The organism is Arthrobacter sp. TJ-238 (assembly GCF_058269215.1).
The window spans coordinates 45,252-68,836 of sequence record NZ_JBZCNH010000009.1 but is presented as its reverse complement, the minus strand read 5'-3'; the positions used below and the strand labels follow the sequence as shown (position 1 = coordinate 68,836).

24 protein-coding genes and 1 pseudogene are annotated in these 23,585 nt (G+C 63.4%); 16 read left to right on the top strand and 9 right to left on the bottom strand.

The genetic code is table 11. The features are described from left to right. Positions 1–18: 18 nt before the first annotated feature. From AC4D2O_RS17130 to AC4D2O_RS17120, 3 genes are all read right to left on the bottom strand, one after another. Positions 19–1,215: an MFS transporter gene (locus AC4D2O_RS17130; protein ID WP_490908563.1), complete on the bottom strand. Its 1,197-nt coding sequence runs from the start codon at positions 1,213–1,215 to the stop codon at positions 19–21. Positions 1,216–1,271: 56 nt separating this feature from the next. Then, a complete protein-coding gene (gene wecB / locus AC4D2O_RS17125) occupies positions 1,272–2,438 on the bottom strand; it encodes a non-hydrolyzing UDP-N-acetylglucosamine 2-epimerase (RefSeq protein WP_490908562.1) in 1,167 nt (388 codons plus the stop codon). Between the two features lie 78 nt (positions 2,439–2,516). Continuing rightward, the gene (locus AC4D2O_RS17120; RefSeq protein WP_490908561.1) at positions 2,517–3,200 is read right to left on the bottom strand and encodes a hypothetical protein; all 684 of its coding nucleotides are present in this window, start codon (positions 3,198–3,200) and stop codon (positions 2,517–2,519) included. 203 nt (positions 3,201–3,403) lie between these two features. Between AC4D2O_RS17120 and AC4D2O_RS17115 the strand changes: the two genes are divergently transcribed. From AC4D2O_RS17115 to AC4D2O_RS17040, 16 genes and pseudogenes are all read left to right on the top strand, one after another. Beyond that, on the top strand, positions 3,404–4,258 hold the full coding sequence (locus tag AC4D2O_RS17115; RefSeq protein WP_490908560.1) for an alpha/beta hydrolase fold domain-containing protein: 855 nt from the start codon (positions 3,404–3,406) through the stop codon (positions 4,256–4,258). Beyond that, positions 4,255–4,779 (top strand): hypothetical protein, encoded by a 525-nt coding sequence (locus AC4D2O_RS17110; protein WP_490908558.1) that lies wholly within the window; start codon positions 4,255–4,257, stop codon positions 4,777–4,779. The genes AC4D2O_RS17115 and AC4D2O_RS17110 overlap by 4 nt, the downstream gene beginning before the upstream one ends. Next, complete coding sequence (locus AC4D2O_RS17105; RefSeq protein WP_490908557.1) at positions 4,746–5,717, top strand: MsnO8 family LLM class oxidoreductase; 972 nt, start codon at positions 4,746–4,748, stop codon at positions 5,715–5,717. Before AC4D2O_RS17110 ends, AC4D2O_RS17105 begins: the two co-directional genes overlap by 34 nt. 69 nt (positions 5,718–5,786) lie before the next feature. Then, on the top strand, positions 5,787–6,260 hold the full coding sequence (locus AC4D2O_RS17100) for a nucleoside deaminase (protein ID WP_490908556.1): 474 nt from the start codon (positions 5,787–5,789) through the stop codon (positions 6,258–6,260). After that, a pseudogene (locus AC4D2O_RS17095) lies at positions 6,245–6,562 on the top strand (hypothetical protein); the annotation flags it as partial. The gene AC4D2O_RS17100 and the pseudogene AC4D2O_RS17095, both read left to right, overlap by 16 nt. A 6-nt stretch (positions 6,563–6,568) precedes the next feature. Next, positions 6,569–6,922, top strand: coding sequence for a 4'-phosphopantetheinyl transferase superfamily protein (locus tag AC4D2O_RS17090; protein WP_490908641.1), 354 nt, complete (start codon positions 6,569–6,571; stop codon positions 6,920–6,922). A gap of 219 nt (positions 6,923–7,141) precedes the next feature. Next, positions 7,142–8,587 (top strand): AMP-binding protein, encoded by a 1,446-nt coding sequence (locus AC4D2O_RS17085; protein WP_490908555.1) that lies wholly within the window; start codon positions 7,142–7,144, stop codon positions 8,585–8,587. Continuing rightward, complete coding sequence (locus AC4D2O_RS17080) at positions 8,580–8,834, top strand: acyl carrier protein (RefSeq protein ID WP_490908554.1); 255 nt, start codon at positions 8,580–8,582, stop codon at positions 8,832–8,834. The genes AC4D2O_RS17085 and AC4D2O_RS17080 overlap by 8 nt, the downstream gene beginning before the upstream one ends. A gap of 24 nt (positions 8,835–8,858) precedes the next feature. After that, complete coding sequence (locus AC4D2O_RS17075; protein ID WP_490908553.1) at positions 8,859–9,236, top strand: ectoine synthase; 378 nt, start codon at positions 8,859–8,861, stop codon at positions 9,234–9,236. After that, positions 9,217–10,311: an acyl-CoA dehydrogenase family protein gene (locus AC4D2O_RS17070; RefSeq protein WP_490908552.1), complete on the top strand. Its 1,095-nt coding sequence runs from the start codon at positions 9,217–9,219 to the stop codon at positions 10,309–10,311. The genes AC4D2O_RS17075 and AC4D2O_RS17070 overlap by 20 nt, the downstream gene beginning before the upstream one ends. Next, positions 10,304–10,960 carry a transglutaminase-like domain-containing protein gene (locus tag AC4D2O_RS17065; protein ID WP_490908551.1) on the top strand — a complete coding sequence of 219 codons (657 nt, stop codon included), beginning with the start codon at positions 10,304–10,306 and terminating at the stop codon, positions 10,958–10,960. The genes AC4D2O_RS17070 and AC4D2O_RS17065 overlap by 8 nt, the downstream gene beginning before the upstream one ends. 13 nt (positions 10,961–10,973) lie before the next feature. Next, a complete protein-coding gene (locus AC4D2O_RS17060; protein WP_490908550.1) occupies positions 10,974–11,912 on the top strand; it encodes a pseudouridine-5'-phosphate glycosidase in 939 nt (312 codons plus the stop codon). Next, on the top strand, positions 11,890–12,555 hold the full coding sequence (locus tag AC4D2O_RS17055; protein WP_490908549.1) for an HAD family hydrolase: 666 nt from the start codon (positions 11,890–11,892) through the stop codon (positions 12,553–12,555). The genes AC4D2O_RS17060 and AC4D2O_RS17055 overlap by 23 nt, the downstream gene beginning before the upstream one ends. Then, a complete protein-coding gene (locus AC4D2O_RS17050) occupies positions 12,552–13,937 on the top strand; it encodes an MFS transporter (protein WP_490908548.1) in 1,386 nt (461 codons plus the stop codon). The genes AC4D2O_RS17055 and AC4D2O_RS17050 overlap by 4 nt, the downstream gene beginning before the upstream one ends. Then, positions 13,927–14,721: a hypothetical protein gene (locus tag AC4D2O_RS17045; RefSeq protein WP_490908547.1), complete on the top strand. Its 795-nt coding sequence runs from the start codon at positions 13,927–13,929 to the stop codon at positions 14,719–14,721. The genes AC4D2O_RS17050 and AC4D2O_RS17045 overlap by 11 nt, the downstream gene beginning before the upstream one ends. Beyond that, a complete protein-coding gene (locus tag AC4D2O_RS17040; protein WP_490908546.1) occupies positions 14,718–15,047 on the top strand; it encodes a cupin domain-containing protein in 330 nt (109 codons plus the stop codon). The genes AC4D2O_RS17045 and AC4D2O_RS17040 overlap by 4 nt, the downstream gene beginning before the upstream one ends. 317 nt (positions 15,048–15,364) lie before the next feature. Here the strand turns inward: AC4D2O_RS17040 and AC4D2O_RS17035 are convergent, their stop codons facing one another. The 6 genes from AC4D2O_RS17035 to AC4D2O_RS17010 are packed head-to-tail and all read right to left on the bottom strand — an operon-like array spanning position 15,365 to position 23,555. After that, entirely contained in the window at positions 15,365–15,826 is a 462-nt protein-coding gene (locus AC4D2O_RS17035; protein WP_490908545.1) for a DUF4913 domain-containing protein, read from the bottom strand. A 4-nt stretch (positions 15,827–15,830) separates the two neighbouring features. Then, complete coding sequence (locus AC4D2O_RS17030; protein WP_490908544.1) at positions 15,831–17,666, bottom strand: type IV secretory system conjugative DNA transfer family protein; 1,836 nt, start codon at positions 17,664–17,666, stop codon at positions 15,831–15,833. Beyond that, positions 17,663–19,453, bottom strand: coding sequence for an ATP/GTP-binding protein (locus AC4D2O_RS17025; RefSeq protein ID WP_490908543.1), 1,791 nt, complete (start codon positions 19,451–19,453; stop codon positions 17,663–17,665). The genes AC4D2O_RS17030 and AC4D2O_RS17025 overlap by 4 nt, the downstream gene beginning before the upstream one ends. Continuing rightward, positions 19,453–20,970, bottom strand: coding sequence for an SCO6880 family protein (locus AC4D2O_RS17020; protein WP_490908541.1), 1,518 nt, complete (start codon positions 20,968–20,970; stop codon positions 19,453–19,455). The genes AC4D2O_RS17025 and AC4D2O_RS17020 overlap by 1 nt, the downstream gene beginning before the upstream one ends. Then, the gene (locus tag AC4D2O_RS17015) at positions 20,951–22,798 is read right to left on the bottom strand and encodes a TrbL/VirB6 family protein (RefSeq protein WP_490908540.1); all 1,848 of its coding nucleotides are present in this window, start codon (positions 22,796–22,798) and stop codon (positions 20,951–20,953) included. The genes AC4D2O_RS17020 and AC4D2O_RS17015 overlap by 20 nt, the downstream gene beginning before the upstream one ends. Continuing rightward, complete coding sequence (locus tag AC4D2O_RS17010) at positions 22,791–23,555, bottom strand: DUF8175 domain-containg protein (protein WP_490908539.1); 765 nt, start codon at positions 23,553–23,555, stop codon at positions 22,791–22,793. Before AC4D2O_RS17010 ends, AC4D2O_RS17015 begins: the two co-directional genes overlap by 8 nt. Positions 23,556–23,585 lie beyond the last annotated feature (30 nt).

Below are 23,585 nucleotides of genomic sequence, written 5' to 3'. Positions count from 1 at the left end.
GGCGGTGCCTTTCGTGAGTCAGCCGACCGCTGTCGGTGAGAGTGGGGAGGAAGGAGCGGAGAGATTGGAGCCACGGGCCATCCGCGCGGCCATCAGAATCAGTGCCAGCGCGACGGCGGCGAGGCCAGCACCCACCCAGACGGGTGACACGTAGCCGAAGCCGGCCGCGATGGTCACCCCGCCCAGGTAGGCCCCGATAGCGTTGCCGAGGTTGAAGGCCGAGATGTTGACGCCCGATGCGAGGGTGGGTGCCTGGCTCGCGAAGGACAGGACCCGCATTTGCATGCCCGGCACCGCCGCGAAACCGACCGCGCCGAGCAGGAACACCGTGACAGCTGCCGACCACGGGTTGTGGATGGCCACGGTAAAGGCCAGCAGCACCACCGTCAGACCGGCCAGCAAGGTGATGAGCGTCCTGTCGAGGTTCGAGTCCGCAGCTCGCCCGCCGATGATGTTGCCGACGAAGAGCCCTGTTCCGAAGAGGACGAGCATCCATGGGACGGCCGAGGGTGGGAAGCCTGCCAGGTCGGTGAGCATCGGGGCGATGTAGGTGAAGGATCCGAACATGGCGCCGAAGCCGAAGACGGTGACCAAGATGGACAGCCACACCTGGCCGCTGGTGAAGGCCCGAAGTTCTCGCCGAAGGCTTCCAGCTGCCCGGTGCTCGGCGTCGCGCTGCGGTATCAGGGCGACCAGTCCGATGAAGGCGAGGACGCCGATGGCGGTGATGGCCCAGAAGGTCGACCGCCAGCCGTAGCTCTGCCCGAGGAAGGTCCCCAGCGGAACCCCGAGGACGTTCGCGATGGTGAGGCCCGCGAACATGAGCGAAATGGCGCGTGCCTTCCTGTCCGGCGTGACGAGGGTCGAGGCGAGCACCGCGCCGATACCGAAGAAGGCGCCGTGGCAGAGGGCCGCAACGATGCGGCTGGCCATCATGACCGCGTAGGTGTCAGCGATGGCAGAGATCAGGTTCCCCGCGATGAACAGGACCATGAGGGCACACAGCACGTTCTTCGGCTTGAGTGACGCAGTGGCTGCGGTCACGAAGATTCCACCGGCCGCGACACTGAGCGCGTAGCCCGAGACGAGGTAGCCCGCGACCGGGATGCTGACGTTGAAGTCTGCTGCCACTTCGGGAAGTAGTCCGAGGATGACGAATTCGGTGAGGCCGATGCCGAAGCCGCCCAGGGCGAGGGCGAATAGTCCAAGGGGCATGGGGTCTTCCTTCCGGGGGGCAGGCAGCGGTAATCGTTGCCTGCCCTGGTAGTAGGTCAGGCGGGGACGGGCATGCTCTCGGAGCCAGGCACGAAGGGCATGACCGCAGGACCGATCTTGAAGAAATGCGCTGTCGCTGCGATCGTCCGCTCGGTGGCCCGGCCGTCGCCGTACGGGTTGATAGCGCCAGCCATGTCGCGGTAGGCCACGGGATCATTGAGGAGCCGAGCGACTTCGGCAACGATCTTGCCGCGGTTGCGGCTCACGAGGCGCGAGCTTCCCGTCAGAATCGACTCGCACCGCTCGGTGATGTCCCGCAGCACGAGAGTCGGCTTGCCCAGGGCGGGCCCTTCCTCCTCCGCACCTGAGCTGTCGGAAAGGATGATGTCGCTCCGGCGAAGCAGTCGGCAGAAACTCAGGTACGGCAGGGGATCGACGAGGTTGATGTTGGGGATGCCCGAGAGGATGGGAAGCATGATCTCGCGCACCCGCGGGTTTAGGTGCAGAGGGACCACGATGCGCACATCGTCGCGGGCCGCGATGTCAGTGAGAGCTTCGGCAATCTCCTTCATCGGCTGACCGATGCTCTCGCGGCGATGCGTGGTGGCGAGGATGACGCGGCGTGGGTCACCGTCAAGGTCATCAAGAACGGCCGCCCCGTAGGTGTGGAGGTTCTGCATGCCCCACTGCAGGGCATCGACAATGGTGTTGCCCGTGACGACGATCGAGCTCTCGCGGACTCCCTCGCGAATGAGGTTCGCACTGTTCCCAGGAGTCGGGGCGAGATGCAGGGCGGCAATCTGGGCGACGAGCTTCCGGTTCGCCTCTTCCGGGAAAGGCGAGTAGTTGTTGCCGCTGCGCAGGCCGGCCTCGACATGGATGATCGGCACAGAACGGTGCAGGGCTGCGAGGGCCCCGGCCAGCGTGGAGGCGGTGTCTCCGTGCACCATGACCGCGTCCAGGCCCTCCATGTGGTCACCGGCACACAGGCCCTCGAGCATGCGGTGCGTGACCTGCGAGAGAGTCTGCTTGTCCCTCATGACTCGCAGCTCGACGTCTGGGGTGATTCGAAATTCCTCGAGGGTGTTGTCGAGCATCTCGCGGTGCTGTCCGGTTGAGATGAGGACAGGCCGGAACCGGGGGTCCTCGATGAGGGCGTGGATGATGGGTGCGAACTTGACCGCTTCCGGACGGGTGCCGAAGACGACTCCGATGGTTTTCATGACGATCTCCTTTGAGCAGGGGTGATGACGACGCCGGGAATGATCGACGCTGGAAGAGGAGCTGGTTGGTGTGGGTGGCTAGAGCTGGTGGTACTCGAGCGCGAGCCAGACGCAGTCGGTGTCGGCCCGGTACTGATGCCAGGGGTAGACGAACCCGTTAGGCTGCTCGATGCAGAACGGGACCGGGTTGGTGGAGCCTGGGGCGAGGATCTGGTCCTCGTACAGCGCTGCGTGGTCTTTGGCGGTGAACTTCTGCATGCGCCCAATGCCCGAGATCTGGGTGTGGATCTCGATGAAGGGGTGCTCGTTATGGATCCCACAGTCGGTGCCGGCCGGGCTGAACCACAGGTTTGCCTTCAGCTCGAAGTCTCCGGCACCAAGCCCGGGTGTGTGGAGCGCCAGGGCTTTGTCGATTTCGATGGTGCCGAGGCTCTGCTGGTCGGACTTGAGTAGGACAGGATGCCCTTCTCCGGGTCCGTAGAAATCGGTCCAGCCCAGGTTGCGTGCGAGCTGCTCCCGGTCATGGATGTCCTGAACCGAAAAGATCCCGAGGAGGTCGCCCGAAACACGGCCATCTACGAGGATCGTCGAGCTGAACGGGGGAAGGGCGCTGAATTGCTCGGCTCCGACCTGTGCGTCATGCGCCGACATGTTGACGACGATATTTCGCCCTGGAACAACGTGATTGGAGACGGACCGCAGGACTTCTGCGTAGGCGAGTCGGCTGGAGAAGGTCAGCAGTTCCTGGGTTGACGCTTGCATGGGTACCCCCGGAGGTATCGGCGTTGAGTGATCCGCGGCCGCAGATGAGCGACGGCGAAAAAGAGCGGAGCACCAAGGTGAGTGGTCACTTCGGTGTTCCGCTGAGCAAGTATCAACAGGGGTAGGCAAATCTATCCACGCCCTGTGAGTGATAGGCAGAGCAGGGACAGGTGGGAAGCAGCCGGCGCAGCAAGACTGATCCAATGACCATCGACCTGCCCGCGCACCTGGCTGCATCCAAACCGCATCGATGTGCGGTCAGCTTCCACGACCAGACGATTCCCGTGGCCGACGGTCAGCGCATCCGGGTCAGGGTCTATGAGCCGGAAGGTGCCAACGACACAAACCTCGTCTGGGCACACGGTGGCAGCTGGACGCGAGGCTCAATCGATGACTGGCACGGCGCCTGTCTGCAGCTTGCGGCACTCGGGCGGGCTCGGATCGTGAGTGTCGGCTACCGGCTGGCACCCCAATGGGAACACCCGACGGCGGTCATGGACATCTCATGTGCCCTCCGTTGGAGCGCAGCGCAGTTCGGTGGCTCCACCTATGTCGGCGGTGACAGTGCCGGAGGAACACTGGCAGCTGGAGCCGCGCTCTTCGCTCGTGACAGCGGGTTTCGCCTAGCAGGGCAGATCCTGGCGTACCCACCGCTCGATCCAGGCTGCACATCCCCGTCCTACCACCAGCCCGAGCAGCCATTTCCTCCACATCGGATGCTGATGCACGCCTGGAGGCAGTACGCGGGTGCCGAAGGGACGCTGCGCACGTCCAAGTACCTTGCTCCAATCCACGAGGAACACCTGGCCGGCGTCTGCCGCACGGCACTTCTCGTCGGTCCTTCCGACCCCGTTCGCGACGACGTCCACGAATTCGCGAGGAAGCTCCGTGACGCCGCCGTCAGCGTTTCCGTGCGCGAGGACCCATGGGTCTTCCACGGCCAGTTCCTCAGCGCGTCAGCGCGCGCCAATCCTGTTCACCAGTGGGTTCAGTTCGAGCTCGAACGCATGAGTCTCGAACTGACCACCAACAAGACATCCGAAACGAGCAGACCATGACCCACTCCTCAATCCGCACGGAACAGCCCGCGTACACCCATTCGCTCCGGCGACATTTCGCAGACCTGCGCGATGGCACCCACGGGGACGCGGTATCGAGGCGGGACAAGGAAGCACTCTTCTTCACGGCTGTGGATCTCCTCCGCCCGTACGCACTTCAGGTCCTGGCAGAAATGAACGAAGCACTCATCCTCGGACGGGGCACCGTGGAGGACACCGGAACAGTGCAGACACTCGACGGCCAGCTCTGTTCCTGGACCTTGTCCTGGGAGGAGCAGAGGTCTCTGGCATTACCGCCAGTAAGTCTTCATGCCTACTACGGTCGCGGGTTTCACCATCCGCACCTGCGCGGAGGCACAGTGCGGGAGTGGCCGATGAACGTCTTCACTGACAAGCAGGCCGCGGATGAAGTGCCGCTCCTGCGATCGATCGCATCTGCCGACCTCCACAACCTCGTCTTCATGGCCGACTTCACTATCGTGCCCGCATGCGCGCCTGGCACGACCTACCCGACGCGATGAGGCTATCCGTCCTTGACCAGTCCCCGGTGGCGGCGGGGCTCACCCCGGCAGAGGCCATTCGCGAGACCGTACAGCTCGCGGCCGCGACCGAGAGCATGGGGTATCACCGGTTCTGGGTCGCAGAACACCACGGTTCACCTGGCTTCGCTGGCACGACCCCGGAACTCCTTGCCATGGCCGTTCTTGACGCGACGAAGCAGATCCGCGTCGGAACGGGAGGTGTCCTACTTGGGCATCACGACCCGAGGCGGATTGCCGAAGCATTCGAGATCCTCGTAGCGCTGCACCCTGGCAGGGTCGACCTCGGCGTCGGGCGGGCAGGATCATCGGACACGGAGCAATTCAGCGACAAGCTCATCCAGCTGCACGCGAGGCTTCAGCTGATGCCCGATGACCAGCAGCGGAAGGACCTGAAAGTGTGGCTCCTGGGGGCCGGCAAAGGTTCCGCCCCACTAGCTGCCGCTCTGGGCACGGGATACGCACACGCGCACTTCCTCAACGCGACAAGTGGCCGGCCGGCGATTCTGAAGTACGCCTCGACCTATGCGCCGACGAATCACCGGGCACATCCAGAGGCGCTAGGAGCAGTCCGGGTCATCACCGCACCCACTTCCGACGAGGCAGATCGCCTTGCAAACTCCGTGCGGCTGTGGCGCGCACGCAAGGACCTCGGCGTCGACCAGCCCTTCCCCAGTTGCGCCGACAGCGCGCTCTCGGGGTGGTCCGAGCAGGAACTGTCCCTGCGGGGTGGCAACGACCAGAAGATGATCGTGGGCGAGCCGGTGACGGTGGTACGGGAGTTGAAAAGACTCTCCAGACAGATGGCCGTCGATGAGTTGATGATCTCGACGCCCCTCCCCCGCTTCAAGGACCGCGTCCGTTCCTACGAGCTCGTCGAGCAAGCGATGCGCGAGGTCTTCATGGACGGCATCGACTAAGGCGCCCCTCAGCCACCCGACTCCCGCCAACAATGGCGGTTTTGCATCACACACCAAAAGGAGATCCCGATGAACACTCAAGTCAGTACCGGCTTCGACGAAGCGGTAGCTCAAGCCACCATTGAGGCTGCGACCTTGGAGGTCAAGGGTGGAGGGCTTCCCTTCGTTACGACGATCGTGACCGCCGCCGGCATCACCCTCGCCCCTACACCCAACCGGGTCGTTGAGGATTCCGACCCGACAGCTCACGCAGAGGTCGCCGCCATCAGGGACGCGACTACGAAGTTGGGTCTTGAAGCGCTGAAGGGCGCCACCATGTACACCTCATGCTCGCCGTGCACGCTCTGTTACGTGTCTGCCTTCTACGCGGGTATCGAGACGATCTTCTACACGGTCACCCGCGAGGAGGCTGGATCGTTCGGGTGCGACCTGCGGGGTACCTACGAGGAGTTCCCCTTCGAAACCGAGGGGTGGGGACCGGTTGCGCAGTTCAAGGAGCTCGATGGCCGCCTCGAGCCTTTTCACGAATGGGTTCGACCCTAAGCTCCTGGCCGGAGCGCAGCCAGCTCGTGGCCAGGTCCTTCGAGGCCTATATGGCGGGCGGGGCATCGAGGTATCTGCTCGAGCCTGGTCTCGCACTCTCGTTCGAGCCCTTCACCAGCGATCCTAGAGAAGGCTGGAGGGGTCAGCGGACTGCCGAATATCTTGCAGGTCGCACTGCCGCCCGTGATGCCCTACGAAGTGCAGGGCATCACGGGCCTGCCGTACTGGACCCTGTTTCAACAGGAGCTGCACGGTGGCCACAGGGGTATTCGGGAAGCATCTCGCACTCGGCCGGCCACGCAGCAGCGGTGGCCTGGTCTGCCGCGGGCGCCGTCGGAATCGACATCGAAGCGGGTGGTGATGTGCCCCGTGGTGCTCTGGAAATCTTCTCCTCCAAAAGCCAACTCGATCATCTTCCCGAGGTCGAGTGCATCGACGTGGCCACACTCCTGTTCAGCGCGAAAGAAGCTGCCTTCAAGGCTCTGTCGCCGTCTTCAAAGTTATCGACCATTCGAGACATCGAGGTCCGTTTCAGCGACTCGTCCTCCCTGCACGGCCGATTCCGTGCCTGGCAACGAGCGAATTCACGGCGTGTCCTGGACGGATTCTTCGCGGCCACACCATCCCTCGTTCTGACGTTGGCTACCGCTCGAACTCCCTGAAACGAAGTCCGACTTGCCAGAACCTTCTGACCAGCCTGTCACTGCCAGTACTACCCAAGGCAGGGGCAGGACAGCCACGGTCCGGGCCAGCAGACTGAGGTCTGAAGGACATGCCTTCCGCCCCCGAAGGGGCCAGAGGACTCACCGTCGAGTCAGCACCACACACCCACAGCCACACCGCCCTGATTTCTCGCGCCTGCAATCGAAAGGGACACTCGAGTGAGCAACCCGACTATCGACGGAATCCGAGCCTACGGGGCGGCGAATCCCGAACGTCCTGCGGTCCACTGGCAGGGGTCCGAGTACAGCTACACCGCGCTCGGACGCCTGATCGACGAGCGAGCCTCCGCTCTTCGTGCAGAGGGCATCCGCCCTTCCACTGTCGTGGCTGTCGAAGGCATACGCGGCTTGAACACGGTCATCGACATCGCAGCCCTGTGGATCCTCGACGTGTCCGTTCTGGTGTTCCCTGCCAACAGCGAAGAATCCCTAGTGGAAGGAATGGTCATCCGCAGCCATGCTGCGGCAGTTCTGCATTCAGCAGGGCGACCACCACAGCTCATCCACGCTGAGCCCTCTCCCCGGCTGGACGTAGCGGGGATCCTTCTGATCCTTCCGACATCTGGCAGCACGGGCGAGCCCAAGCTTGTTCCCCTGGCTGAGCACGCTGTCAGGGAGTTCTTCGGCTGGGCCGAGCAAACCTACAGCCTCTCCGGCCGGCGGTCGCTAGGTTTCGCTCCCATGAACTTCGACCTGTCCCTGTTCGAAGTGTGGGCCGTGCTCGCCAACGGGGGAAGCGTCGAGCTTGTTCGTGACGCCGACGCACAAAGTCCGGCCGCACTGAGATCACTTCTCAGGAATTCCGACGTCGACCTCATCCAGGGCGTGCCATTCGTCTTCAAGTCCCTCACCGCGCCAACCGACGAGGATCCACTACGACTGCCCGGGGTGCGGGACGTCATTACCACCGGATCCAGTCTCGACAGGGAAACACGGCTCTTAATGTTCGACATCTTCCCGCGAGCCCGGTTCCACAACGTGTACGGCTCGACCGAGACGAACAACAGCTTCATGGCGTCGTTCGACACTGACAACTTCCTCGAATGCGAGCGACTTCCTATCGGGCGGCCGCTGCCGGGTGTCACCGCTGCCATCAGGGGTTCGACCGGGATGATCATCGACGGCTCCGGGTCAGGTGAACTCCTGGTCCGAACACCCTTCATGATGAGTCGGTATGTGGGCATGGCCGCCGAAGGCGAGAGCGAAAACGCCGCCCTTTTCTCCACGGGTGACATCGTGCACCGGGAGCCCGACGGCACCTACCACCTCGAATCGCGCAGCTCGCGCATCGTGAAGATTCGCGGCAATCGCGTGAGCCTCGATCAGGTGGAAGCCTCCATCAACAGCCACGATGCCGTCGACGAATCGGTAGTGCTTGCACTGGGCGACGACGCGTCCCCCCGCATCGTGGCGCTTGTGAGGCCCAGGGGTGTGGCCAACCTCTCACCTCTTGCCCTTCGGGTTCACTGCTCGAGATTGCTGCCACCTTATGCCCTGCCAGCTCGCTTCCAAATGGTGGAACCGCCCTTCCCCAGAACATCCACCGACAAGATTGACCGCAAGCTGACTCAACTCACGTACCTCGAAGGAGCCATCAATGCCTGAAGCAACGCTGACCAAAGTACGCGACTACATCGCACAGGAAATTGCGACCGACGTGCCCGCCGAGGAACTGAACCCAGAGCTGAACCTGGTCGGGCTCGGAATCGTCACGAGTCTCTCGCTGCTCCGGATCGTTGCCTGGTCCGGCGACGAGTTCGGACTCCCAGTGAACGAGCTCGAGATCGACCCGAAGCGACTCTCCAGCATCCAAGGCATTGCCGACTTCATCGACGAGAACACCCCGGCCTGATCCAGCCCACACAAAGGAGAAATCATGTTCATCAGAACCCGCGAAGACGTCCCTGCCATCGACTGGGGCAATGGCACCAGCTTCCGACTCGTCAACAAGGGCGAGCAACTCGGCTTCGGAGTGGCGCACACCGTAGTAAAGGCTGGGACCGAGTCCAAGCTGCGCTATGAGAAGCACCTGGAGGCCTGCTACTGCATCTCCGGGTCAGGGAGGGTAGTCAGCGCAGACGGGACTACCGAAGCAGTCATCGAGCCGGGCACCCTCTACGCGCTCGACCAGCATGACCCCCACATCCTGTGCGCCGATCCGGGCGAGGACATGCACCTGATCAGCGTTTTCTCTCCAGCCCTGGAAGGCCACGAACGCCATGAACTCTCCGAGCATGACTTCTCAAGCTACTGAGGTCGCCGCACCGCAGCGGCTCGACTTCGACTACGAGGGCTGGTCGAGGATCTCCGAAACAGGGATCTTCGAGGTCCTCACCAAGGAGGACCTGTCCAGCAGCGAACGGATCGCCGAGGTTTCCGAAAGGATGAGGAAGCTGGGTGAAGCGGGCGAGAATCCAGGGCTGATGTTTGCCGTGGCCACGCACCTTGCCTCGACGATCACATCGATCACGCGGTTCGGCTCCCCTTCACTGAAGCAGGACGTGCTTCGCCGGATGGTTCGGGGCCAGTACATCGGAGCCCATGCAATCACCGAGCAAGATGCAGGATCCGATCCCTCACGAATGAAGGCAACCGCAGTCGTTGACGAGGCAGATGGAAGTGTCGTCCTCAACGGGACGAAACGCTTCATCACCAATGCGCCGATCGCAACCCACGTCGTGGTCTACGCCCGCACACTCCGCAACTCGCAGGACCACGGCATCTCCGCCTATCTGGTCCCCACCGATACGCCAGGGGTTGAGATCTGCAGCGAGCCGACAGCAAGCCTTCCTGAATCCCCTATCGGTCGGGTCGAGCTAACGAACGTCCGGGTTCAGGCGGGCCTCCATATTGGATCGGAGGGAGCAGGGCTGCAGGTTCTGGACTACGTGATGAAGAGGGAAATCATTTATGCCTTCTCCTGCGACCTCGGCCGTATCCACCGCCGAATCGACGAGAGCATCGACTTCGTCAACCGGCGACAGCAGTTCGGTTCGCCGATCGCGACCTATCAGTCGATCTCCTTCACCATCGCTGACATGTTCGTGAAGTACCAGAGCGGCCTCGCCCTGATCCACGAAGTGATCTCACTGCTGCGCACCAACAAGGACATCACCAAGGAGGTTTCCGCTGCCAAGATCGTCATCAGCGAAGCGAACCTGAGCACCGCAGTTGATGCGACTCACCTTCGTGGAGGATCCGGGGTGGCCAGTGGATCTGTTCAGGTTCAGGACGTCGTCGACGCGCTGGCCGGACCGATTTACTCGGGCACCAACAGGATCCAGCGCACCCGTATCGCAGCGATGCTGGGGGTGAAGTCCGGTGGATGAATTCCTTGGGGCAAGCCCGGTCTTCGACTTCGAGCATCCGGACGTCTCAGCCTGGATCGAACGCTCGGTGCGGGGCACCAGCCCGGGTCCAGAAGAAGCCGCCAGGGACCTGTTCTATGCGGTGCGGGACGGCATCAACTACGAAGTCTTCGACACCGACCTGAGTGCTGAGGGCATCAGCGCTTCCGGCACGCTGCGAGCAAAGAAGGGGTTCTGCCTACACAAGTCGGCACTCTACGTCGCTGCTTGCAGGGCAATCGGTGTGCCCGCACGCCTGGACGCATCGACCGTCGACAATCACCTCTCGACTCCGGCGCTCGAGCACCTTGTGGGAGGCACTACGTTCCTCCACTGGTTCTCCGAAATTTACCTGCAGGGCAGGTGGGTGAAGGTCACCCCCGTGTTCGGGAAGATGCTCTGCCGCTTCTACGGCATCACCCCGCTGGAGTTCGATGCCCACCACGACTCCGTGCATCAAGAGGCCGGTCAGGGGAAAACGATGCGCTTCCTCTCGGACGAACATCTGAGCTCCACCCCGGGCTATGACGAAATTACGGCACTCGTGCGGCACCATCACCCACGCATGATTGGCGCCACGGACCGCGTCCCGACCGAACGATCAATGCTCCTAAAACTCGCGAACCACTGAAGGGACCGCACCCATGCTCACCGACTACATCGACCTCTCGGAAGAAGTCGCCACCGCTTTCTACGACAAGGCTCCGATAGTCGCAATGGAAACCTCCGGCGTCTCAGGCGGCTCGTTTCCCACGAACCACGCTATGGCGGTCGACGTCGATAAGGCGGTGAGGAACGCCGGGGCGGTACCCGCCAGGATCGGTGTCATCGACGGACGCATCAAGCTCGGGCTCGAGGACCAGGAGCTCTACCGGATGGCCGAAGAGAACTCACCCAGGAAGATCAGCACGCGGGACCTAGCACTGGCCATGGCATCCAAAGCGACCGCAGGGACGACCGTCTCCTCAAGCCTCATCATCGCGGCCGCCCAGAGAATCAAGGTCTTCAGCGTCGCCGGCATCGGCGGGGTGCACCGGGGCGCTGAGACCTCGTTCGATGTGTCCACCGACCTCGACGAACTGGCAAGGCAGCGGATCGCAGTAGTCTGCGCGGGAGCAAAAAGCCTCCTCGACCCGGCCCTGACGCTCGAATACCTCGAGACCAAGGGCATCCCCGTCGTTGGCTACGGATCCAAGCACTTCCCCAACTACTACGCAGTGTCCTCCGGGTGCGAGGTCCCCTGGACACTCGATTCCGCAGCGGACCTGGCACGCGTCATAGACATCCATCTCGCCTCTGACTTGCCAGGAGGAGTGCTGATCACCCGCCCGATCAACGATGAGGACGCGCTGCCCTCCGATGAGCTGAACCGAGCAGTCGACGACGCACTGGCGGATGCACTCACTCAAGGCATACGGGGACAGTCACTGACCCCGGTGGTCCTGTCTGCCATCAGTAAGGCGACCGCTGGCCGGAGCACGGAAGCCAACCGCGCTGTCCTGATCTCCACGGCAGTAGCCGCCGCCGAGATCGCTTCCCACGTCTCCAAGGAGCCCCACAGTGGCCGTACTGTTCGACCTTGACGGGACCCTGCTCGACACGCCAGCGGGCATCGTCAGTGTTGCCCGAATGACCGCTCTCGACCTAGGCCTGGACGCTCCGACGGAGACAGTCATCAGAGCCATGATCGGCAAGCCGCTGATCCAGCTCTTCTCCACCTTCGGCGGAACAGAGGCGACCCACGAGGCGGCAGTCGTTCGGTTCCGAGAGCTATTCACCGAGCATGTCGTGGCTTCTGCTTCAACCCTGGTCTTCCCCGGAATACGCGAAACACTCCGATCCCTTGCCGGCCACACACAGCTCGCGGTAGCCACCAGCAAGATCCTGCGCAGCGCCGAAGAGATCCTCGACGCAGCAGATTTGCTCGAGTTCTTCGACGTGGTGGCGGGGGCGGACAGTGTCGAGAACCCAAAGCCTGCTCCTGACATGGCTCTCTTCGTCGCCCAGAAGCTCGGAACCACCCCTGACACCTGCATCGTCGTCGGTGATTCCGTGCACGACATAGGAATGGCTGCGTCCGCACACATGCACTCTGTCGGCGTCCTGTGGGGTGTCGATAACCGAACCGATCTGCTCGCTTCCGGAGCGAATGTGATCTGCGAACAATCTGTTGACCTTCTAGAGGCACTGGAAGCAATACCCCGAACGAAGGAAACCCTGACGTGACCACCAATACCGCTGTCGAGAAAAGAACCAGTGCCCAGACGCTGACCCTCCTCGTCATCTCGATCGCACAATTCATCATCGCTCTCGACTACTCGATCGTGTATGTCGCACTGCCGAGCATCGGCGCCGAGCTGAGCATGAACGAGGCCTCGCTGCAGTGGGTCGTGAGCTCGTACGCCCTCCTGTTCGCTGGTCTCCTACTCCTCGGTGGACGCATCGTTGACCGAATCGGAGGCAAGCGGGTCTTCATCGCGGCTATCGCCGTTTTCGGTATCGCGTCACTCCTCGGCGGAATCGCTCAGGATTCGACGCTTCTGCTGCTGGCCCGTGCGCTTCAGGGGATCGCAGCCGCCGCACTGCTGCCGTCAGTCCTCTCGCTGCTTAGCAAGTCGTTCCCGTCCGGCGCGCTGCGTAGCAGTGCCTATTCCATCTGGGGTGCCGTCGGCGCGTCAGGACTCGCTGCAGGCGTGGTCCTGGGCGGGGTGCTGACTACCTTCTCCTGGCGGTGGACGTTCCTTATCAACCTCCCGCTCGTCATCATCTGCATCCTCGGGGCAATCAAGGCGTTCTCCTCAGACCGCTCCGAGCGTTCCACAGCTCGTGTGCCCGTTGCGTCCAGCCTGACCGGAACCGCAGCTGTCCTTCTCGTCGTCCTGGTCCTGACCCTGTTCGCCGACAGCAGCACCTCCCCGGCGCTCCTGATCACCAGCCTCGTCCTCGCCGTCGCGTCGGTGGTCGTCTTCCTGGTCAACGAACGACGCTCGGTGGCACCTCTCATCGACCGACCGTTGCGCAAGATCGCCTCCCTGAAGGTGGGCTCCGCAGCCGCAGCGCTCTACATGGCAAGCGTCGGAACCGAGTTTTTCCTCGTCACCCTGTTCCTGCAAGACCAGCGGAACTACTCCGCCCTCGCCGCAGGAATCGCATTCCTTCCACTGGCGGCAATGGTGACCGTCGGAAACATCGGGGCCGGGAAGCTCATCGCAGCACGATCCGCGAAATACACCCTTGCCCTCGGTTTCAGCATCGCCGCTGCAGGACTCATCCTCCTGGCGCTTTCCCTCGGTATCGAGAGCTTCTGGCTGGGGCTCCTGCCCGGCTTCGTGATCAGTGGGTTTGGACATGGGGTCATCTACACGGCCATGTTCGTCATCGGCACCTCGGATGCTCCCCAGGACGCCCAGGGTGCAGCCGGCTCGCTCATCACGACGGCGCAGTACGTGTCCGGCGGGATCAGCCTCGCCCTACTGGTCCTCGTCATCGCCCTCGTGAGCGGCGTCTTTGGATACCAGGTCGCCTTCGCTATCAACGGCGCATTCGCCGCCGTTGGGGTGTTGCTCGCGCTCTCTTCCAGAACGAGGGGAGACGCTCATGCTCACTGAGGCGACTCCCCTCCCGAGGATCACCGGCGACTACGACCGGCTCCGAATCGGCCTGATCGTCGTCGAGAACGACCCGGTGCCGGAAATGGAAATCGCTTATGCCGCCCCACCCGGCGTAAGCGTGCACGTAGCCCGATTCCACTTGCCACGCGACATGGGGGCCGAATACACCGCTGCTGGCGGCGCACCCCACGTGGTCGGATCACACTTCCGCACCGCCATGCACACGCTGAACCGTATAGACGTCGACGCGGTGGGCCTGTGCTTTACCAGCAGCAGCATCTTCAACCCCGAGGATTTTGACACGGAGTTCAAGAGCGTCGCACGCAGCATCAATCCCAGGTGGGTAACCCTCACGGCCGCCGAGGCCATCGGCCAGTGCATGCTGGAGGAGGGGGCAAGCTCCCCGTTCGTGGTCTTGCCCCCGTGGTTCACCGAACCTACCGTGCGCGCCCTGTCGTCCTATCTCGGTCGTCTGGGCGTGACCCCTGCCGCCTTTGAGTACTTTGAAGCCGGTCCGGAGTGGGAGCAGTTCCCTCGTCAGGACCGATTCGACCACGGGGCAAAGTGGGCAATCGACCCACGGCTGCTTGCGCAACATTTGAGGACGACCGACCTTCACGGCGCCGATTCAATCCTGGTCCCCGGCAGCGGCTTTCCAAGCGTGGACCTGCTGCATAGGGAAACCCTTGATGCCCCACTCCCCCTGTTCAGCGCGAACCAAAGCCTGCTCGACCAACTGCTCATGCTCAGCCGACGCGAAACCAATCAGGAGGCGCAATGATCCACTCCACGACCGCCGATCGGGCGAATTCGAAGGACGGTGCAATACTTACCGCTGACAGCCACATGGGCTACACCCTGAGGGAGGTGAGGCTAGACAAGAAATCCGAGCCCCTCCGCGTTCCTGCTGGCCTTGGCACCTCGCTCTACTGCGTTTCAGGGCGCGGAACAGCATCACGGCCCGACGGGAAGGTGCGGTACGTCCTTGAGCCGGGTGTCGTCATCGCATCCCCTGGAGCGGCCGGGCAGCTTGTTGTTGAAGCAACGCAGGACCTGAACGCTCTCATCATCGAGTTCGTCGCATCCCACAACCCGCACTCAATTTAGATACCTCGCACGAACATTAACCTGAGCACCGCTTACCGCGACGGCAGGAGGTTCCCGCCCAAATCGCTTGTTAGGTGTGCAACATTCTCGCCAGCGATGTCCCGCATGCGGGACACGTACGGGTTCCAGGGACGGTCGTCAGGACCGGCGAAAACGAGCCACACCCGCGGACGACCCGGATCACCCTGCTCGGCGACCTCCTCGAAGCTGGCGCCATCACATCCCTACTCGGGTCCCAGCCTCAGTTTCGTGGGTGGGACGCCCGCTTCCGAGAGCTGGCAGAAGCTTCTTTGAACTAATTAAGGGACTCTTCTCCTCTACTGGCTTGAGTAAAGACCCTCCGGTGCTAGCACCACAGGCAAGGGTTTGTTGGCAGGTTTGTGCTCCCCTGGCGTGCACCCCTGAAAGGGGCCGGTACCAGAGAAGAGGACGGTCATTGTGGGGTCGGCGTAGCTGTTCCACCAGTTCGCAAGTCCTGTGGTCGGGTCCGTCCGCAGTGCTTCCCATGCACGCCATAGTGCGTTGAGCCGGTTGACGGCCTCCTTGTGCCGCCACCAGCTGGCGCACCAAGTGAACTCCGCACGTCCATGAGACACAACGGGACGCTGATACTGGTGCACCAGGAACTCGGTGACGAACTCCTCGAGGTTGTCGAAGACCGTCTCGAGAGCAGGCTGCGCGGTCCCCTGAGCTCGAGGGACGCTATCGGTGTCGGGCTCCTCCCCGGGAAACACATCATCGGCAGCGTCGTCGGACCCGAAGGGTGCGTGTAGATCCATCGGGCTACTCCTTCACCATGGCCGACCAGCGGTTACCGCCAGCCGCGACAGCAGGGCTGGCAGGAACTTCGGCAATGCTTTCCACCACCGGAGGTGTCGCTGCAGCGGCTGCGGAGGCGACCCGTGTGCCATTGTGAGCGGCTTCCGACGCCGCGACCTTATCGGCGTAGGAACGGTCGCTGACGGGGACTGTGCGGAGCAGGACGGCGCGTGAGCCGGAGCCGAGCATGATGGCCCGGCCCTTGGGCATCGCGGCGAGGTCCGCGACGGAGAGGATGTCGTCGGTGGAGTCCTGGCGGCTCGTGGAGCGGCTGTCCTTCTGCCTCGAGGTCGATACCGAGGTGTACCGGTACTGACCCACGAGCTCGGAGAGCATCTTCAGGAAGCCTTCCTCCTTGACGTTGCCGCCGTAGGTGAAGACGTTGGCCGTGGAGAACAGCTTTTTCATCCCGGATTCGCCCCACACGTCGACGCCCTGAGACCAGGATTGTAGGAATGTAGAAACCACGATCCCGCGGGAACCGTAGTGGCTGTAGAGGTCGGGCAGGTTCTCCCATCGGCACACGTTCGCAGCCTCATCGAGGACGCAGACCATCGGGACCGCCAGGCGGCCACCTGCCTGGGTAGATGCGTAATTTTCGGCTGCGGTTGCTGTGGCCACGGTCAGCGACGTCACCAGGGGACCTGCTGTGCCGGCGCCTTCCTTGGAGAGCGCGTAGAGGGTGTTCTTGTTCTTGATGAAGTCCTCGGGCGTGAACTGCGGCCGCGGATCATCCGGGCCGCTGGGGTTCACCCATGCGGCGATCTTCTCGTTCTTCAGGCACGTGGCCATCTGCCGTGCGGTGCCGTAGACACCTTCACGTTGCTTGTCGGGCAGAGACATCGTGCTGCCCATCGAGTCGGCTTCCTTCCGCCATCCGGCATCAAAGAGAAGACCGGCGGCTTCCTGGTTCTCGGAGTGCGAGAGCCAGCTATGGACCTGACTGATGGGACGGTCGCTGACAGCGGCAGCGAGCAGGTACCCGGCGAGCAAGTCCTTACCTGCATTGTCGAAGTAGGCATCGCCGCCCTTACCCCCAACAGATCGGGAGCCCAGGGCGAAGTTGTTCGCCATCTCCGCGGCGCGTTCGGCGTCGATCACGTAGCTGAGTGGGTTCCACCACCAGGTGGGTTTTTCGTTGGCGACGCCTTGCGGGTCGAAGATCCACACGTCGCCGTTCTCGGCGCGGATGTCGCGGGTCAGATCGGATAGGTCCCGCTTGTTCGAGGTGGCGATCACCGGCCCGGGTGCCTCGATGATCGACGGCGCGGCCTGTGTCGTGGTCTTACCGGTACGGGTGCCCCAGATGTGCAGGAGAGTGTCCTCCCACGAGGCGTAGAGCGTGTTCCCTCCGCGCACCATGCGCCCGATCATCACGCCCGGCGACTGGTCAGCACTCAGGCCGAAGCGGGCGGCTTTGGCTTTGACCTGCTTCTCGGTGAAGGGCGCAACGTCTTTGAAGGACGCCATCTTCACTGCGGCCCGGTCGTGCTTGACGATCTTCCGGCCCTTGCGGATGCTCATCACGATGTACAGGACGAACAGTGCCAACAGGACGACGCCGGCGATGATCGCCAGCGTGATCTCGGTGGACCGCCAGGCCATGATGCCGGTGAAGTTGCCCAGCGACCGCGGCCAGAACTCGGTCGGGATGCCTTCGGGTCGGGGTGCGAGCTGGTGGCCGAGGGTGTTCAGCCCGTACAGGGCTCCCGGGACGCCGACGAGAGCGACGATGAGGACGACCAGCAGTGCGGCCTCACCGCCGAGTCCCGCCTTGTGCTTGCGGTCCAGTGAGCTCACAGCTCGCCTCTCTCCTCTGCAGCGGCTCTCTTGGCCTTGTGCCACTTCTTCTCGGTGTCGTGGACACGCGACCGACGCTCGGTGGGGGTGAACTCCATCGAGAACGGGATGCCGGCCCGGGAGCCGACCTTAATGAAGAACTTGCCCTGCCCTGGTGGGGGCTGGGTGGAGCGGTCATCGTTGTACCAGGCGGCGTTGTCGTCGTCCTCGAGCCACGCAGCCAGCTCATCATCGGTGAACGACTGATCGGTCCGCCGGAACACGTCGTCGTTGGTGTACCGCATCGCGTCATCCCCTGCCCGGTTCCAGGCGGGCGGGTCCTGCCATGCGGCGAGCTGTTCCTGCTCCCGGTTGCTCAACGGCACCGACTGGGTGAGCAGCGGCATTTCGGAACGGGCAAGGCCACCGAGGATCTTGATGCCGCAGCGGTCCATGATGCCCTGTGCCTTGTGCCGGTCCGCTTCGTCCTTGACCGCTTTGAGATCAGACGGGGTGTGGGACGCCATGATCTGACCCACGCCCCACTCACGGTTCAAACGGGTGAGCGCGTTGACCTGATCCACGATGCCGGGACCGGCCGCGAGGGTGTTCCACAGCTCATCAAGGATCACCAGGAACCGTTGACGCTCGATCACGCCGTCGTCAGCAAGCATGTTCGAGGTCGTGACGGTCCCGAACCCGGCCGACCAGCACGCCATCAGCGTTGCCGCCCGCAGATCGTTCTCGGCCTGCGAGATCCGCGAGAGGTCGAACGCCATCGGCGTCGTCGCATCGATCTTGTGAGTGGACTGCTTGGAGAACATGTCACCGAACGCGCCAGCCCCGCAGAGCGAGTTCAGCGAGCTTTCCAGACCCTCGGTGATCGTGTCGTACCGCTCATCGCTGCCACGATCCAAAGCCACCTCCCGCACCTGAGCCGGACGGCATTTGAGGACAGCCCGCAGGTCATCCATCAGGGGAACAGTGCCCGCGGGGTTGTGCTCCGCCTCAAGGACCATCAGGCACCGGTCGAGAATCGACTCCTCACGCTCATCGAGCGGCTTCTTGCGCAGGATGGCAATCAGCGCCGCCACGAGGCCGCGACGTCGTGCGTGGAGCTCGGTGAGCAGTTCCTCCCGCTTCACCGGGGACAGCCGGGTCGCCGCTTCCAGGGCGCCGGCATCATCGAGGGGGTTGATGTGGCCGATGCCGCGTCCCAAGGGCAGGCCCTTGCCGCCGAGCTTTTCGATCATGTCAATGTGCTCGCCCTTGATGTCCCCGAGAATCATCGGGTTCACCCCGAACGCGCACAAGCCGATCGCCATGCGGCGCAGCAGCGAAGACTTCCCCAGACCGGGGTTCGCCATGACGAACGCGGACGGGTTCGAAATCAGGCGGACGTTCTGAAACCACGAAATCGGGTCACAGCACACCGGCTCGTTCGAAAGCAGGTTCCGACCCAGCGGCACACCCTCCAGGGGTGCGCCGCCGCCCATCGGGAACGGGTACAGACCGCACACCTGATAGTTCGTGCCGCGCATCTCCTTCACCGGGTGCAGCAGCTGCGCCTCACCCATCCCACGGCCCTTGAACCCACGAGGGCCCGGACGCATCGCGGCCTTGACCGCAGTGCTGCCGGTCCGAGCCTTCTTCGCCTTCGTGCCGCTCTTGCCTCGGCCCTTCGCTTTCGACGGAGCCTTCGTGCCCAGCTTCGCGAGAACCTGAGCCCACGCGCCATGAGGAGCCTGACCCGAGGTGAATGAACCTGCAGCGTTAAATGAACCTGCAGCGGGGTTGAGTGCGGCCATCAGAGTGCGTCCCTTACAGTCTTGGGCAGTGCCAGGTGGTCGGGAATGACGATGCCCAGCGGCAGGCCGGCGGCGAAGGTCGAGTCCTGCGCCCCGTAAGCCTCCTCGAGGCGGATACGAGCGGACGCGCCAAGGTTCTCGATCGCGGCCTCGGCTTCGGGCAGGTCCTCCTTGTGTCGGACGGTCGCGGTGACGATCATCGCGAAGTTCAGCAGACCTGCTCCATCGGCCTCTTCCTCCGCTGTCGCTTTCGCGGCCCGCGTCTCACGGCTGTCCCGCGACGTCGCACGGTTCCGGGAGGAGGCGTTGAAGGTTGCGGTGTTGACGTCGTTCTCGACCAGCTGCGCGGCGCGCGCCGGGTCGATGGGACGGTAGAGCATTGTCACGCGCTTGCGGACGACCTCAGGGGTCGGTGCGACGAGGGACTGCAGCACGTTCGCCTGAATCGTCGACCGGGGTGGGACGGACATCGCCCACGTCTTCGACCACGCGTTGTTGTGGTGGTAGGTGTCCCAGAACGCGTCAGCGGCCTGCGGGCCGACTTCGTTCCAGTCGAGCATGGGCGCTTTGCCTTCGGCGTGGGCGCGGTCGAACAGGATCGCCTCGGCCGGGTCGTAGGCCACACGGATCACTTCGCACAGTTCCTGCGCGGACAAGGGGGTTGAGACGCCGGCTCCGGTATCCCCCAGGCTCAGGGTCAGGTTCGGCAGACGCGCCGCGAGGTCGTTGGCGACCTCATCGGCCTTGCGGATCTTCCCGCCCGGGCGCAGCGTGGCTTTGAACGTCACCGCGATGTACGCACGGGTGACCGTCGCACCGGTGGGAAGGGCCCGCACGGTTTCATTCATGATGTCGCGGGCGAACTGGGGGGCGTTGGGGTCCATCCGGTTTTCGACCTTGCGAGCGAGCCGGAACCCGGAGTCCGGTGCGGTCTCGATGGTCGCGGACGCGGCAATCAGACCGGGCTCGTCGGTGAGCATGCCCAGCCAGTGCGACCACCGGTCGACCCAGCGGTTGATCTGCTCCTGGTCGACCATGCCGCCACCGTCGGGCTCGGAGCCGAGGACCACGGTGTAGTGGTTCTTCACCGGGATGTGGAGCAGTGCGAAGGGGCGGCCGTAGCCGTCGGTGTGCTCGCTGATGGTCGAGCGTGCCGAAATACCCGGCAGCTGCGTGGTCCCGGACGGGACACGGCTGATCGGCCCCGCCCGGTACACGTTCGCCCCGGCGTAGCGGGCGTTCATCCACCCGAAGCGGCGCATGATGCGTTCGATCATCGTGCGGCCGTGCTTGTTCTTCTGCATCGAGAGCAGGATCAACAGTCCGATCAGCAGTTCGAAGATCAGGGCCAGCATCCACTGGCCGAGCATCATCAGGACCACGCCGACAACGACACCGAGGATCAGGATCATGGTGCCGGCCGTGGACAGCCCGGCCAGACCCTTGCTCGTCGGCAACCGGTAGTTGCCGTAAATGCGTGGTCGGACGTCGGGGGTCTTAGCTTCGGTTTGCGCCATCAGTGCGGTCCTCGTTCCCAGTGTTGCCGGTGGTGTTAGCGACTTCGTTCTTCAACTGCTGCGCCTGCTTCTGAATCTGCGCAGCTCCCTGACTCAGCGCAGCGCCCGCCGGACCCGACGCCCTAGAGGCACCGGATGCGCCCTTGGGCCCAGCCGCTTTCGCACCCGGCGGTCCTCCGGCGGTCTGGGGCGGGATAGCGCCCTGGGCAGAGGGTTTCGCGCCGCCCTGTCCCGCGCCGCTCTGTGCACTTCCCGATCCGGTGTGTGCGCCCTCCTGGACCGCACCCTTCACTGCTTCACTGCCCTTCTTGACCGCTTCACCGGCGATCACCGCTGCAGCTGTGGGAGGCGCGGCAGCAGCCGCACCAGCAGCAGCTCCGCCACCAGCAGCCGCACCAGCACCTGCGGTACTGCCGGCCCCGGCTGTAGTACCGGCAGTTGGCCCGGTCGGTACTGCTTTTGAACCGCCACCTGTTGCGTCTGCGCCCTTGGGAGCCGCGCCGTCACCGCTTCCGGCTCCACCGCCGGTAGGCGCTGACGCAGATTTCTCCGACTTCGCCGGGGGTCCCTGCGGGGGTGCCTGGCTGCCGAATCCTTGTCCTCCACGCGGCGTGCGGGAGGCACCCTGCGGGATTGCCGCACCCAACGCGGCGAAGCCCATCGCGGTCCCACCACCGCCACCGGAGGATGCCATTGCACCCAGCGCCGGGCTGAGGAACCCGATGAGGACCGGCAAAGCGACGACGGACGCGAGGATCAGCATGAGGCCCGCGGAGAACTGCAGGAGCGCCTGACCGGAGAACAGCCCCGAGGTCGTCATCTGGATACCGGTCGCGTAGATCAGTGCGGCGGCCGGCTTGTAGAAGGCAAAAGCGAGGGTCCACGCGATGATCTTGCTGAACCAGCTCTTACCCGTCTCGGTGTTCATGAACGCCGCCGACAGGGGCAGGACGCCCGCGATGAGGAACAGCATCGCCGTTCGCAGCACCATGAGCATGATCTGCACGATGTTCACCACCACAGCGAGCAGACCGCCGACGATGATGAGCATCTGATTGCCCATGAGGAACGTCGCACTGGAGGCGCCTGTGTCCTCCATGCCCAGGAGCATCTGGACGTCTGATTGGAAGTCGTCCCCGACGCCGGCTGTGATGATCTGTTCAGCCAGAGCGTCGGTAGCTCCGAGGAGCACGTTGAGGAGGGCGACACCCGAGGCGGTCACGATGGCCAGCGTCAGCAGTCCCTTGAGAAGGTCCTGTGCCGGTTCGGCACGCTGGGACCACACCATGCGGACTCCGGCGACGATCATGCTGATAGCCGCCAGTGCGAGCGTCAGATAGAAGGTCTGATCCTGCACGAAGCCCACGGCCGGGGCTGAGGACGCCGCCCGTCGAGGAACGATGTACCCGACGAGCGAGGTGGCGCCACCAACAAGGGCTGCCCCAGCAAACACGATTGTGGCCGTGTTTACCAGGCCGGCGCCATCACCACGGCGGGCATTGGTCACCAGTGTGATCCCGAGAAGGATGATCGCGATCGTGCTGATGCCCAGCCCGATCCACGTCGCATAACCGAGGATCATGGCAACCTGATCGTTGAACGCACCCCCAGCGGGAGCGTCCCCGGATCCAGTGGCCCCAGTCGTCAGATCACCAGCGTCGATCGTGGTCCACAGCGTGCCGAGCTGAGCGATCGTCGCGACCAATGCCGCCTGTACGGCATCGGCCATCGCTTCAATCGCATTTCCAGCTGCCCCAGATACGGCATCTGATACGCCGTTCTGGAGCTTGCAGCCAGTATCAAACCACTTGCACTCTTCTTCACCCACTGTTGGGTCCCCAAGGGATATAGCCGGAGAGGTTACTGATCTGCCCCTCAACCGGGCCTCCAGACCCGTCATCCTTCAGCTCGAAGTACCAATCACCGTCCTGCCAAACGATGTTCGCCGACGTGGTTTGGTAGACCTCTCCATCACCGCTATCCCCAGCAAGAACTACCTCGACAGTCGCTCGATCAGCCGAGTATGACAACAGACGGAAGCCTGCTACTTCGATGGGAACAGTAGACGTACCACCGGTACTCAGTCGCTGCTCCAAGCCCTCGAGCGTTGATTGTTTCCCTACCCCGTCGAGAACCAAAGCACGCGTCGTTTCTAGGAGTAATTCAGTGTCTCCGCTGGCTGCCAACATGCCGGTGACAGTCATCAATGCACCTTCGGGTGTATGGGAGTAGCAGGAGCGAACACTGGTCTGCTCGTTTACGACGCCGGGGCCATGTTCAGCTGACTTGGGCGCCGCAATGCCTCCAAGGAACTCCCACTCAACGTCCTCGGGCGCGGCGGTGAGGGTCGTTCCGCCAGTGGGGTCCAGGCCACACACGGACTCGTCCGATGCTGCTAGCGAGGCGGACGGCGTTGGCGTTGCCGCCTGTGTCTGTGCTGGTGGTGCGGCGTCGGATTCGTCGTCGTTGCCGATCCAGACGAAGAGGATGATCCCGACGATGATGAGCAGCAGGACGGCGACGGCCGACATGAGGAAGCGGGGTGCGGCCCACCAGACGTTCTCGGTTTCTTCGGTTTCGGCCATGACTACTCCTGTAGGTAGGGCTGATTCTGC

Excerpts from the sequence above, each read along its gene's own strand:
- AC4D2O_RS17105 (WP_490908557.1), top strand. The coding sequence starts at position 4,746 with ATGCGCGCCTGGCACGACCTACCCGACGCGATGAGGCTATCCGTCCTT.
- wecB (WP_490908562.1), bottom strand. The coding sequence starts at position 2,438 with ATGAAAACCATCGGAGTCGTCTTCGGCACCCGTCCGGAAGCGGTCAAG.
- AC4D2O_RS17045 (WP_490908547.1), top strand. The coding sequence starts at position 13,927 with ATGCTCACTGAGGCGACTCCCCTCCCGAGGATCACCGGCGACTACGAC.
- AC4D2O_RS17100 (WP_490908556.1), top strand. The coding sequence starts at position 5,787 with ATGAACACTCAAGTCAGTACCGGCTTCGACGAAGCGGTAGCTCAAGCC.
- AC4D2O_RS17075 (WP_490908553.1), top strand. The coding sequence starts at position 8,859 with ATGTTCATCAGAACCCGCGAAGACGTCCCTGCCATCGACTGGGGCAAT.
- AC4D2O_RS17070 (WP_490908552.1), top strand. The coding sequence starts at position 9,217 with ATGACTTCTCAAGCTACTGAGGTCGCCGCACCGCAGCGGCTCGACTTC.
- AC4D2O_RS17035 (WP_490908545.1), bottom strand. The coding sequence starts at position 15,826 with ATGGATCTACACGCACCCTTCGGGTCCGACGACGCTGCCGATGATGTG.
- AC4D2O_RS17020 (WP_490908541.1), bottom strand. The coding sequence starts at position 20,970 with ATGGCGCAAACCGAAGCTAAGACCCCCGACGTCCGACCACGCATTTAC.
- AC4D2O_RS17025 (WP_490908543.1), bottom strand. The coding sequence starts at position 19,453 with ATGGCCGCACTCAACCCCGCTGCAGGTTCATTTAACGCTGCAGGTTCA.
- AC4D2O_RS17010 (WP_490908539.1), bottom strand. The coding sequence starts at position 23,555 with ATGGCCGAAACCGAAGAAACCGAGAACGTCTGGTGGGCCGCACCCCGC.
- AC4D2O_RS17120 (WP_490908561.1), bottom strand. The coding sequence starts at position 3,200 with ATGCAAGCGTCAACCCAGGAACTGCTGACCTTCTCCAGCCGACTCGCC.
- AC4D2O_RS17115 (WP_490908560.1), top strand. The coding sequence starts at position 3,404 with ATGACCATCGACCTGCCCGCGCACCTGGCTGCATCCAAACCGCATCGA.
- AC4D2O_RS17060 (WP_490908550.1), top strand. The coding sequence starts at position 10,974 with ATGCTCACCGACTACATCGACCTCTCGGAAGAAGTCGCCACCGCTTTC.
- AC4D2O_RS17110 (WP_490908558.1), top strand. The coding sequence starts at position 4,255 with ATGACCCACTCCTCAATCCGCACGGAACAGCCCGCGTACACCCATTCG.
- AC4D2O_RS17040 (WP_490908546.1), top strand. The coding sequence starts at position 14,718 with ATGATCCACTCCACGACCGCCGATCGGGCGAATTCGAAGGACGGTGCA.
- AC4D2O_RS17130 (WP_490908563.1), bottom strand. The coding sequence starts at position 1,215 with ATGCCCCTTGGACTATTCGCCCTCGCCCTGGGCGGCTTCGGCATCGGC.
- AC4D2O_RS17080 (WP_490908554.1), top strand. The coding sequence starts at position 8,580 with ATGCCTGAAGCAACGCTGACCAAAGTACGCGACTACATCGCACAGGAA.